A 12657-nucleotide genomic window follows, 5' to 3' on the forward strand; every position below is an offset into this window, starting at 1 on the left:
GTGTTAAATATCCGGAAAAAGCTCTTTTATAATTTGGCGGTGGGTTTTATTGTAATATAAATGCCCGTAGATAATCGCGGCGGCAAGCACATTTCTGCCGTAGCCCCTTGTTTCCGCATAAGCAAGGCTTTCTAAAAATAAGTCGGTCGGCAAATCACCGGCCTGCCTTACCCAGCGTTTGACTGCATTGGGACCTGCATTATAAGAAAAAAGGGCATGCATAATTTTTCCGCCGTTACGGTTTACCATATCCGAAAGATAGAAGGCTCCGAAACGGATATTTGTATCGGGATTGTTAAGGTCATAAGTTTCCAGCTTCAGACGGCGGGCAATATCGGCAGCAGTAGGCTTCATCAGCTGGGCAAGTCCTATCGCACCCGCATGGGAAACAACCTCAGGCTTAAAATAACTTTCGCTTCTAAGCAGGGCGTATAAAAGATATTCAGGTAAATTGTATTCTGCCGCATATCTTTTAACCGACTCAAGCCAAGGCCGGGGATAAATCAACTTTAAGTGTTCGTCTCCAAATTCGGCACCTTCGGAGTTGACCGCAAAGGTCATAATCCTCATAGAGTCGGCATAATAGCCGTTTTCCGATAAAACTTGCGAAAAAAAAGCGGCTTCTTCCGTACTGATCTGAGGATATAAAACGATAATTTTATTGTACACTTGGGAATAAAGTTTATATTTTACAAAACCTTTTAAAATCTGAACAATCTCTTCATCAGAAAAGCCGCTGCTGCCTTTTCTTTTATAATTTTTCCCGTATGGAGAAGAGGAAATAGGAAGCCCAAGCCGGTAAGCAGCCATAAGCCTGTAATAAAAGGAATTATGATCTTTTTCATAAGCTTCACGGTAAAGCTTTTGAGACTCTGCATCCGATGATTTTTTAGAACGTGCAAGAATATAAGCAAGACGGGCTCGTGCCGTCATAAGATTTGTTTTTTGAACGGCTTTTTGAAGTTTTTCAAGTCCTTTCCAATCCCGGGAAAGAACCAGCTTCATACAGGCATGAGCTGTCAGTTCTTCATAAACCGAAGGATTCTTCCATGAAGGAACAGACAGGCAAAGCTCATCAAAAAATACCTTAAACGATCTGCTTTTTTCTATATCGAGGATGTACCAAAGAGCAACATCATAATCGTAGGATTGAGGCGGATAGGTTTTTGCCTTTTTAAAAAGTAAAAGAGCCTTTTCGGTATTTTCCTTTCCGCCCATCTTTAGACGCAGGCGGGCAGCATAAAAAGCATACATGTATTTTTGAACAATGTAGTCGGAATTTTTTGCGGATTTTTTTTCATAAAAATCAAGCCGATTTTCAAAAAGGAGGGCATCCGAAGCATTGTCGGAGGAGCCTGATAAGGCAGCCTTTCCCGCATCCGAGAGAACCATTCGATATTCAAAGCATGGATTATCCCCTGCTTCCATTAAACTTTTAAAAATAATCCACGCATCTTCAAACCGAGATTCAAAGTTTAGCTTTCTTGCTTTTAAAATATTAAAAAAATCGTCTCCGCAGTCTTTTAATTCATTCTGCTTTTTTTCGATATTTTTTAGGCCTTCAATAATTTCCGCATCAAATTTTTGCGTGCTAAGGTAATCAGGCAAAGACTGATCCATTCTTGTAAAATTTCCCGACAAAAATAGCAGCCTTTGGATTTCGGATCTTATTGTTTGATTGTCTAATTTATTGTCTAATTGAATAGCTTCGGGTAAAGCAAGTTTTTCTTCAAGCCGCTTAAGTTTTTCTTCATTGGATACAAGAGAATAAAGAGCATCATCGGCCAGTTTTTTATACGGCATGGGAGCATTTTTTACTGCGTACTCAAAATAAGCCCTCGCCGATGCATCATAGATTTTTTTATCCGAAGCCCCCACCCTCGCCTTTTGGAGGGCAAGACCTATATAGTACAAGGATGAAGGATCGGTATTATACAGCTTCTTCAATTCCAAAGGTTGAGGTTTTAAAAAACGGTAAAAATTTTCCGAATAAAGGTCCTCAACCAGGCGGGCTTCTTCCGTTTTATCGTAAGAGCCCGCACAGGAAACGCTGCAAAGACAAACGCACAAAAAGAACCATATTAAAGCGATGCGGGTAAATTTGTATGTTATAAGGCTATCCTCTTAAAAATTATTTAGGCGGAATATCTATATAGGTACCGGCTATAATAAGATTAGGATTTTTGATCTTGTTGTAATCCGCTATCTTTTTGTAAAGCCAAGGTGTTTTATAATAGGTCTCGGATAGATCCCACAGAGTATCTCCCCATTTGATCTTGTACCGTACTGCGCCATTTGAATTTGTACTCGATTTTTGTTGAGCTTCAGCCTTTTTCTTGGCCTCTGCTTTTTGTTTAGCTTCTTCTTCAGCCTTCTTTTTAGCCTCGGCTTCAGCCTTTTGCTTGGCTTCTTCTTCGGCCTTTTTCTTAGCCTCGGCTTCAGCCTTTTGTTTGGCCTCTTCTTCAGCTTTTCGCTTGGCTTCAGCGGCAGCTTTTTCTGCGGCATTTTCTTTAGGAACATTAGAGGTTGTCGCATTTACATCTTTTTTTGACTCTTGCACCTGTTCAACCTTTTCAGGAACCGAAGCTATCTTATCTTTATCGGCAAAGGGCATTTTTTTTGTCAAAAGAAGAATGGCAAATACCAAGGCCGTTATACAAAGAATTATTATTATAATTATAAGCCACAAAGGCATCTTTTTCTTTTTTTCAGGTTTTTCTTCATTATCGTAAAGTTGAGAATCAGCCTGAGATTGAAGTGATTCATCAAAAGAAAAGTCATCGCTTTCTTTTATAAAATAATCGTCATTACCGCTTGTAAACCCGGATGAGGAATCAAGGGAGGCAAAATCAAAATCCATACCTTCAAGGCTTGCCTCATCAAGATTTTTTAAAGATACTCTTAGCGATTGATGAGATCCGGAGCCCTCATCGACGGCTTCTGCAGAAAGATTTTTTTCTTCATCAAGCTTTATTTTTAAATTTATAGTGGGATCGCCTGCACGCCCCGTTGAAACATCTTCTACAATAAGGGAGCCTATATATTCGGGCTCTGCCCCGTCAACTTGTTTAAATAAATTTATTTGAACACTTTCCTGATCATCCCTAACTGTAGTCAATTCCAAAGATTGCTCGGAAAGTGCACTTTCATCCAAAATCGGGAAAAATGTCCCGTCTGCAAGTTTTATTCCTATTTTTGAAGCCATAATATCCTCCTGCAAAATTCAAAATTTAATAATTGCTTCTAGACATCTATAACCATTTTAAACGCAAAACAGGTTATTGTCAATGAATTTAAAACGAAAATCACAATAAAGTTACATAATACTTATATCCGGATTTAAAAATTATTACGATAAATTATAGGGCTAAGAGTTTTTCTCCCCGCAAGGAGCATGATAAGGCGGTCGAAGCCCATGGCAACACCGGAACAAGCCGGCATCTTAGAGCAAGTCTCTCCGAAATTTTTTACCGGCGGATGCGGAACGAGGGCGTTTTTTTGCTTTAATTCGTTTTCGTTTTTAAAATAAGAATTTATTTTGTTTTCATTTCTTTCTTCGGTATAGCAGTTTGCAAGCTCAACTCCGTTTAAATAAACTTCCCAACGCTCGACGGTCTTCCATTCAAGAGCTTCATTTTTTTTATTGAAAACCTTTTTGGAATTTTCTGCGGCAAGGCATGGCACAAAGGCGGGATAATCCAAAAGGGCTATGAGTCTGTTTTTAGGTAGATTGGGCTCGACGGCATGGACTAAAATAAGCTCATATAAATCGTCCTCTTTCCAATCCGAATAGTTTTCAGCTTCTCCGAGCCCTAACTTTTCGGCATAATAAGCAAGCTCCTCCGGTGAATGTTCCGTACTTAAAGGCACTCCTGCGTATTTTCTAAAGGCTTCGTCCATAGTCAGACACTCAAATCCCTTTGATAAGGTTTTTAAGACCTCTCCGTCAACAAGAGGATTTTCTTTTACCCTATCGGAAACATGGCTTAAAAATTCTTCGCTTATCTTTACGGAATCTTTATAGTTTGCGTTTACCGTATAATATTCGAGCATGGTAAATTCGGGGCTATGGATATTGCCTATCGATTCTGCATTGCGGTAGCATTTTGAAATTTGAAAAACCGAGCGGGAAGTTTGGGCTATTATCGGCTTAATATAAACTTCGGGAGAAGGAACCAAAAAAAGGGCTTTTCCTGTAGGGCTTTTTTTTAACAAGGACGGACTTAGATATTCCGTTTTAAAAACCTCCAAACAGGTTTCAGGGATTAGCTCTCCCGAAAGAGCCGGCGTATCCAATTCCAAATAATTTTTTTTAATAAAAAATTCTCTTGCGGCCTGAATACTCAGGGCACGCAATTCTAAAGCTTCAATATCCATAAGAAAACCTCATTTACTCTGCAAGGGCTAGGACGGGATCAAGCCTTGCAGCCTTGATGGCAGGATTAAGGCCGAAAAATATTCCCGTACATACGCTTACCGAAAAGGCTATCAGCGAGCCCGAAAAATTGGGTAAAAAGATTATTTCGGGAGGGAAGAAAACATTTACAATCAGCTTACTGATTAGAAGCCCTAAAACTATACCTATGAGCCCGCCTGTAAGAGTAAGGGAAGCCGACTCTATTAAAAACTGCATTCTTATGGCTCCGCCCGTAGCTCCGAGAGCCTTTCTTATGCCTATCTCCCTTCGGCGCTCGGTAACGGTAACAAGCATTATATTCATAATACCGATACCCCCGACAAGCAAGGATATTCCGGCTATGGCTGAAAGCACAAGGCTTACCATTCCGGTAATCTTAGTCATTTGCTCAAACTGCTGACGAGCAGAGTAAACCCACAGAGCAAAGCGGTTACCGCCCGACAGTTCTTCAGAAAAATCCTGAATCTTTACTTCAACCTTGGATGAATCCTTAGGATCTGATATAGCAACTTCGGCTGACCAAACAGCCTCAGATACCTTTCCCGGAAGCCTACTCAGGGCAAATTTTCTTGGAACAAAGACGGCATCTGAGGTACGGATCACCCAGGTATTTTTGGCTTTTATAACACCTATGACCTGAAGACGCACAATAAGGGGAGGAGATTTTTCGCTGCTTGACGGAATCTGCAAAGTAATAAATTTACCTACTGCCCTGCCCTCAGGAAAAAGCTGAAAAGCTATCCTTTCGCCTATAACAGCCTTTTCAGCTCCCATAGAATAATCCGAAGAAGAAAAAAAACTGCCGTAATCCATAACCACTCGGTGAGACTCCAGCCTTTCTGCTTCAATTCCTTCTATATCGCTAATTTCAATCCGCAAATCATTCCTTATAATCGAGGCTTGAAAAGTGTTGGAATAAAAAACATGCTTTATCTCGGGGATTTTTTGCATCAGCTTTTTACGGAAAGCTTCATCAAATTTTATGCTTTTACCTTCACCTGCAAATTCGGGATTATCCGCCTGAGTTCCTATGTTGATTATATCCATACTGAACTCTTCAAATTCTTTTATCATGCTGTTTGAAAGAGAACTTGCAAGGCTTGTAACAATTATAACCGAGGTAACGCCTATCACTATGCCCAATAAGGAAAGAAGGGTCCGCATCTTGTTTGTTCTAAAATTATGAAGGGCGTTTATAAAATCTTCAAACATTTTTCTCTTACCACTTAGGAGGTTTTACCCTCAAGGTATCGCCTTCCTTTAAGCCCGATAAAACTTTTACGGTGCCCGGAGTATAGGCTTCAACTTCGACATTAACCCTTTCAAGCTTGCCGTTTTCAAGAAGCCTTTCAACATAGGGTTCGCCCTTATCATAGGAAAGAGCTGTTTGATCCAAAAGCAAAACTTCTTCATCTTCACCGGCAATGATGTTTCCGCTAAAAGAATAACCGGGTAAAACATTTTCGGGGAGCTTATCGACAACTATCTTTGTCTCTATCACAGTAGCTCCCCTTTGGGAGCCGGACTTCGCAATTGAAGAATGATAGGTAACACGGCCTTCCACTTTTTCATCGCCGAGAGCTTGAAAGCTGAGTAAAACTTTTTGCCCTACCTTTAACCGCGGAACATCTCCTTCAGAAACATCGACAGTAGACTTAAAAAAGGAGCGGTCTATAATCACCCCGAAATTATCCTTGGGCATAACATAGGAGCCTTCGGTAAGGTCAAAAGAAACGACTATGCCGTCAAACTTTGCATAAACGCTTCTATCCCGTAAGGCCCTCTTTAAAGATTCAAGCTCCAGTTTCATAAGTTCAAGGTTTTTAGAATAGCCTTGTAATTGTTCTTTTTCGATAAGAAATTCCTGCTTTGCAACTTGAAAAGCCTGATAGGTATTGTCAAGGGCAAAGATAAGGTCTCCTTTTTTTACGGTATCGCCTTCTTTAACCGCAACTTTTTTTATAAGGCCCTCGCCCGGAGATTGAAGATTTTGCTGTTGAGCAGGCTGGATATAACCTGAAACTTGAATAACATCCTGTATTATTTCTTTAGTTACCGTAACCGTTTGAGAAACTTCCTCAGTTCCCTTCTTGGGTAAAAAAAGAATCCAAACTATCAAAAGTATAATTATTGCGGCAATGACTATTAAAATAATCTTTTTATTTTTATTTTTATTTTTTTGCTTTGTATCCTGCATTTATTTTTCCTCTATATCGAAAGCTTCTTTTAACTCTGCATTGAAAATATGTACGGCGATATTCGAATCGGCTGAACCTAAAAGAGCGGTAATATATTGCAAAGAAGCCTGCTTATTTTCCAAAGCGTTTATAAGTCCCCTTTGGAACCATTTAGCATGTTCTTCGGCATTTTCTTTATAAATATCCAGTTCTTCGGCATAGCGGATTTGCTGCCATTCAAGCTGCTCCCATTTAAGCTTAAAAGTATTAAACTCTTTAGCAAAATTATTTCTCGTGTTTCCCAGCTTTATCTTTTCGCCCGCTTCTTTTAAGGCAACATTTTTTTTATTAAGATAATAATCATAAATTGCAAGCGGATTTATCGAAAAAGACACTTGCATGGCCGGAACGGAAGCGGAGTCCAGACTTAAGCTAAGGCCCGTATCAAGCCTTACCCCGGGAAACATCAACTGCAGCCCCGAACTTATATTCTCAAGTTTATTCATGTATGAGCCCGTATAAGAATATCCCAAACTTGCAGATGCCGAAAATGGGCTTAAATCCATTTTATTTTTTTCGATAAGTTTTTGATAATCATTTTCCGCTTTTAAAAGAGGCTTATAGTTTTCGGCCTTCAGGTTTTCCATAGAAATCAGCTTTTGTTTAGGGAGGCTCTTTGCAAGCCTTATAAAAAATTCATCCTCATCTTTTTTTGGAATATCAAGACCGCAGGACTCAAAAAAAAGACGGGCAGAAACCTCAAAAGAAAATTCCGTTTCTTTTTCTGTCCTTTCGGAGCTTATCAAATTAAGCCTTGCCGTTCTTAACTTTGAAGATGTTTCGGAATAGCCTTCTGCAAGAATTTGTTTGTAGTTAATATCGGCCTGAATGCCTGAAAGTCTTTTTGCAAGAAGAGCCGAATATTCGTTTAATATTTTTTGAATATCGGTTAAAAGTTTTTTTTCGGCAAGCTCTTTAACGCTCTTTACTTTTTTTTCGGCCTCTTTAAGAGCTTCCAAGGAAGTTTCAATTTCCTGCTTTTTTCTTTTGCGGGCTTGGCTGTAAATATCTCCCGAAAGCCCCAGCGAAAAATCTTGAGAGCTTTTTCCCATCTTATAGGAATAAGGAGCTGACAGTTTGAGTCCCAGATTATTATAAAGAGGCATCCCTGCCGAAACCGAAGGCTGTACGGAAAATCCCGATTTATCCTTTTCGGAACTAAGATTAAAATTTAAAGTAGAGCTAAAATCAAAAGCAAAGATGGAATTAAGCCTTACGTATTTATAATTATTTAGAGCTATCGCCGCTTCGTTTTCTATCAAAACAATATCTGTATCGTTTTTGCAGCGGTAGTCCAAAATTTTGTCATAAATATTTTCTTGAGCAAAAAGAACATTTAACGAAACGAAGAGATAAATAAAAAAAGAATTATGTTTAAGCATTTTTAACACTTGTAAGATTACAAAAAAAGAATAAAAAAGTCAAGGATTGGAAATGCTTCCATAAAAAAGCATCATAAAACCGGGCTTCAGTCATAGATGCAAACGTCAAATCTTCAGTTAGAACAGAGTCTTTCCTTAGCTTATTGTACTGTGTTGTATTCTCTCTTAATTAGAGCTTCTCTATCTCTTCCTTACTGAGCCCCGTTCCTTCAGCTATTTTTTCTATAGCAATACCCATTTTCTTAAATGCAACAGCCGTTTCAAGTTTGGTTTGGTAAGCACCTTGGGATATTCCTCGTTCAATACCTTGCCGATACCCTTCACTTATACATGATGCTCTATCGTGTTCATATTTCATACGGGAATCATATAGCCATTTATCTCTAGGACTCATTTCCATTATTGTAATAGTCTCATTTGCCTTTCTCATCATCTGTGATTCTTGTGCCAGCATATTACGTACCTCCACATTATCAGTTTCGATAAATTTCAGCCAATTTAATAAGCGTTTCATTTTGTTATCTCTAAATTGAGATCTTTCTAACCCTCTTGCTTTTTCAAGGTTTAGTATATGAATCTCAAGTTTTGAGACTAAAGGTTCTTTTGTATCTTGTTCAAGAACAAGATACTTATTGTGCAAACGCTTATTTTTATTAAAGCCTTTTCCTATCAAGTTTATTGTAATACACTTTGGCAGTTTTGTATAGTCTTGACCTTGTTTTATATTTTCGTTGTACATCTTAGACCAATAATACAGGGTTCTTTCAGGAAAATCAAAATGCCAACTGTTTTGAATTTCAATGTCGACAAAGGTTCCATCTTTTAGTCTTAACTTGATGTCCAAAACACCGAGTTTTTCACTCAAAAGTTCTTTCTGAAACTCTTTATCCAAGAGCTCCAAACCTGCGATGGTTTCAGGCGGAATGTCTAGTATACATTCCAGCAAGTCCTGTAGAACATCTTTGTTTTCTTCAACTCCGAATACTCTTTTAAAGGCATAGTCGTTGCGGAGGGTGATTTTAAAAAGTTTGTTCATTCTTAACTCCCATAAAATTATTTAAAAGAAAAAACTTTTCTCCTTTCATAATTATTATAGAAATTGTTTGTAATAGATAGTAAAATCAGTTCCCCTGATTGTCAATTATCGAACCTTTTTGCTATAATGTTTGGCCTATGGAAAATTCACAACTGATTGAGAGCTTTGAAGCTCTTTTTAATGTAATTAAAAGATTAAGGGGGCTGGGAGGCTGTCCATGGGATATAGCTCAAACCCCTATGAGTATGCGCAAGTCCCTTTTGGAAGAAGCCTATGAGGCAGCTGATGCAATAGAAGAACACCATAGTAGCGGACAAAACGCTGAGCATGTAAAAGAAGAGCTTGGCGATATTCTTTTAAACGTACTTATGATTTCGTATATGTATGAACAAGAAGGTCTTTTTTCAACTGCCGATATTATGAAAAATCTTACCGAAAAGCTGATAAGAAGGCATCCTCATGTTTTCGGGGAAACGGAAGGCTATGAAGGGCCTGAAAGCGATAAAAAAGCTTCGACTCCCGAATCCGTTTTAAACCAATGGGAAAACATAAAAGAAAAAATCGAAAGACCTAAGGCCGAATCAATTTTGGATTCAATTCCTAAAAATTTTCCGCCGATGTTGAGGGCCTTAAAGATTTCAAAAAAGGCAGCAAAGGCCGGTTTTGAGTGGACTGAAATAGGCGGCCTTATCGAAAAGATGGAAGAAGAAACGGCAGAATTTGCCGAAGCCGTTAAATCAGGATCCGAGGCCGCGATGGAAGATGAGATAGGAGATGTATTCTTTGTTGCCGTCAATGCCGCCCGTTTTTTAAAGATAGATCCCGAAATGGCTTTGATGCATGCAAACAAAAAATTTGAAAGGCGGTTCCGGTTTGTGGAGGCCGAAATGAAAAAAAATGGCCTTGAGCTTTTACCTGAAAATGGGGAAAAAATGGAAGAATTTTGGAATAAGGCAAAGCTTAAAGAAAGGGCTAAAAATTAACAGGGCATAAAAAAAGAGTTTTGCTTAAAAGCAAAACTCTTTTTTTCTTTTACCGTTTACTACTTTTGCGGCAAGATATTTACCAGCTCAATGTCAAAAATCAAAACAGCATTGGGGGGAATTATAACCGTATTGCCCTGAGTAATACCCTGTTCTCCGTAAGCCAATGCCGGCGGAACATAAAGTCTGAATTTTGCATCCTGACTCATCAACTGTAAGCCTTCTTTCCAGCCGGGGATCACCCTTGATAATTGGATTTTTACGCCGGAACCGCTTTTATATGAATCGTCAAAAACACTTCCGTCTATAAGTTTTCCGATATAGTTGACTTCAACTTCGTCATTTGCTGTAGGATAGAAATCTTCCTTCCCCTTTGAAAGCACCTCATACTGCAAACCGGATTCGGTAACTACAACACCCTCTTTAGCCTTGTTTTTTTCCAAAAAGGCATTAGCTTCTTCAAGAGCCTTTGCAGCCTTTTCCATTTGAGCCATTTGAAAGGCCTTATTTAAAACCATATGAGCATCAGAAAGACCGGGTTCCTTAAAATCCTTGGCCATTGCTTCATTATAGCCCTTTAAAATATGCTTGGGGTTGAGTTTTATACCGTCTTGCTTTACGCTTTGTGCGATGATAACGCCGAAGGCATAGCCTACCTCTTCCTCGGTTACCGAAATTTTTTCCTTTTCATCGGCTGCATTGTTTTCGGAAGAAACTTCAGTTTCCGCTTTTTTGTCCTTACAGGATGTAAACGCAAAAAACAAGCAGGCACAACATAAAATAAGAGTAAAATTTTTAATAAATTTCATAGAATAAATCCTTATAAATATAAAATATATAGAAGGCGTAAGAATATCAGTCTTTTAAAAAACAGTCAATAGCTGGACTTTTATAAAAAATATGGTATAATTAAAGATAGAAAAATAAAGAGGAGAGTCTTATGGCTTCATTTAAAATAACTTTTCCTGACGGAACTCAAAAAGAATTTGTTAATCCGGTGTCGGCGCGTGAGCTGGTACAATATTTTCCTGCCTGCCCTGCTCCTATAGTAGGCATAAAGGTAAACAATTTGGTAGTACCCTTAAACAAAACCATCGATGTACAATCCAATATAGAACCGGTAACCTTAGCCGACCGAGAAGGCTCAAATTTTTACCGAAGGACTCTCTGCCTGATTTTAGCTGCTGCAGCAAAAGAACTCTACCCCGGCTTAAGGCTTTTAATGGGACACAGCCTGGATTACGGCTATTATTACACCCTTGAAGGAAAAAATTCAAGTAAGGTGGATTTTAAGGCTATAAAGGCAAAAATGGATGAAATGGTAGCTCAAGACATGCCTATCGATACCCGCTGGCTTTCCTACGAAGAAGCCTTGGAAAAATTCGAACACTCAAATCAACCCGAAACCCATAGACTTTTAAACTACACGAGTAAACCCCGAATTTTAATAAACCGTTTAGGCAGCTATGAAGATCTCTATTTTCAACCCCTCATGGATAGAATAGGCGAAGTCAAAGTCTTTGATGTAATGCCCTATGAAGACGGCTTTTTACTCAGGTTTCCGAGGACATCATCTCCTACAAAGCTCTCGGAATTTAAAGACATCCCCCATCTTTTTGAAATTTATAAAGAATATAAACAATGGGGAAAACTTGTAGGGGTTTCATCGGTGGGTCAGTTGAACGACTTAATTACCTCAAGAAAAATAAAAGACTATGTAGAAATTACCGAGATACTTCAAAACAATAAACTTGCCGAAATAGCAAAAAAAATAACGGCTAAAAAAACCGCAAGGGTAATACTGATAGCAGGCCCTTCAAGTTCCGGAAAAACCACCTCAGCTAAAAAGCTTTCAATGCAGCTTAAGGTTCTTGGGTACATACCTAAGGTTATAAGCCTTGACGATTTTTATCTGGGTATTGCTAAAGCACCGAAAAAAGAAGACGGAAGGCCCGACTTTGAATGTGTTGAGGCTCTGGACATTGAACTCTTAAACGATGTCCTTCTCCGTCTATTCAATGGTGAAACAGTCGAAATGCCTTCCTACGATTTTAAGGTAAGTGCCCGCAGACCTGAAGGTAAGATGTTTACCCCGGAACAAAACACAATCTTTATACTTGAAGGAATCCATGCTCTAAACAATAAGCTTACGGCAAAAATAGACGAGTCATTAAAATTTAAGGTCTACCTTTCGGCTCTAACCCAGCTTAATTTGGATGACCATAACCGCATTCCGACCTCAGATAACAGACTTATAAGACGCATAGTCCGAGATGCCCAGTTTAGAGGAAGTCCTGCTTCAAAAACAATAGGAATGTGGGGCGATGTAAGAAGCGGAGAATCAAAATATATTTTCCCCTTCCAAGGAAATGCCGATGCTGTCTTTAACACGGCTCTGGACTATGAACTTTCAGTTTTAAAGGTTTATGCAGAACCTCTTTTAAAAGCAGTAAAGCCGAACCAAAAGGAATATAACGAAGCGTCGAGGTTATTAACCTTTTTAGGAAACTTCCTACCGCTTCCGGCCAGTTTTGTACACGGACAATCCATATTGCGCGAATTTATCGGCGACAGCGACTTTTCATACAGCTAAACTCAGCTA

10 protein-coding genes are annotated in these 12657 nt (G+C 38.9%); 2 read left to right on the top strand and 8 right to left on the bottom strand.

All coding sequences use genetic code 11. The annotated features are described in order from the left end of the window. Window positions 1-3: 3 nt before the first annotated feature. The 7 genes from HGJ18_RS07850 to HGJ18_RS07880 form a co-directional block, all read right to left on the bottom strand. Window positions 4-2070 carry a flagellar assembly lytic transglycosylase gene (locus tag HGJ18_RS07850; protein ID WP_253695510.1) on the bottom strand — a complete coding sequence of 689 codons (2067 nt, stop codon included), beginning with the start codon at window positions 2068-2070 and terminating at the stop codon, window positions 4-6. Window positions 2071-2131: 61 nt separating this feature from the next. Beyond that, entirely contained in the window at window positions 2132-3205 is a 1074-nt protein-coding gene (locus tag HGJ18_RS07855) for a LysM peptidoglycan-binding domain-containing protein (protein ID WP_253695512.1), read from the bottom strand. A gap of 134 nt (window positions 3206-3339) precedes the next feature. After that, entirely contained in the window at window positions 3340-4377 is a 1038-nt protein-coding gene (locus HGJ18_RS07860) for an EF-P lysine aminoacylase GenX (RefSeq protein ID WP_253695514.1), read from the bottom strand. Between the two features lie 13 nt (window positions 4378-4390). Then, a complete protein-coding gene (locus tag HGJ18_RS07865) occupies window positions 4391-5629 on the bottom strand; it encodes an ABC transporter permease (protein ID WP_253695516.1) in 1239 nt (412 codons plus the stop codon). A gap of 7 nt (window positions 5630-5636) precedes the next feature. Beyond that, entirely contained in the window at window positions 5637-6614 is a 978-nt protein-coding gene (locus HGJ18_RS07870; protein ID WP_253695518.1) for an efflux RND transporter periplasmic adaptor subunit, read from the bottom strand. After that, a complete protein-coding gene (locus HGJ18_RS07875; RefSeq protein ID WP_253695519.1) occupies window positions 6615-8036 on the bottom strand; it encodes a hypothetical protein in 1422 nt (473 codons plus the stop codon). A 169-nt stretch (window positions 8037-8205) separates the two neighbouring features. After that, complete coding sequence (locus tag HGJ18_RS07880; protein ID WP_253695521.1) at window positions 8206-9072, bottom strand: Rpn family recombination-promoting nuclease/putative transposase; 867 nt, start codon at window positions 9070-9072, stop codon at window positions 8206-8208. A 137-nt stretch (window positions 9073-9209) separates the two neighbouring features. On the opposite strand from HGJ18_RS07880, the gene mazG reads away from it, so the two are divergent. Continuing rightward, window positions 9210-10055 carry a nucleoside triphosphate pyrophosphohydrolase gene (gene mazG / locus HGJ18_RS07885; protein ID WP_253695523.1) on the top strand — a complete coding sequence of 282 codons (846 nt, stop codon included), beginning with the start codon at window positions 9210-9212 and terminating at the stop codon, window positions 10053-10055. Between the two features lie 59 nt (window positions 10056-10114). Here the strand turns inward: mazG and HGJ18_RS07890 are convergent, their stop codons facing one another. After that, complete coding sequence (locus HGJ18_RS07890; protein ID WP_253695529.1) at window positions 10115-10864, bottom strand: FKBP-type peptidyl-prolyl cis-trans isomerase; 750 nt, start codon at window positions 10862-10864, stop codon at window positions 10115-10117. Window positions 10865-10995: 131 nt separating this feature from the next. Between HGJ18_RS07890 and HGJ18_RS07895 the strand changes: the two genes are divergently transcribed. Further along, window positions 10996-12648 carry a nucleoside kinase gene (locus HGJ18_RS07895; protein WP_253695531.1) on the top strand — a complete coding sequence of 551 codons (1653 nt, stop codon included), beginning with the start codon at window positions 10996-10998 and terminating at the stop codon, window positions 12646-12648. The last annotated feature ends 9 nt before the right edge of the window (window positions 12649-12657 follow it).

It is taken from the genome of Treponema denticola (genome assembly GCF_024181405.1).
GTDB classification, from domain to species: domain Bacteria; phylum Spirochaetota; class Spirochaetia; order Treponematales; family Treponemataceae; genus Treponema_B; species Treponema_B denticola_D.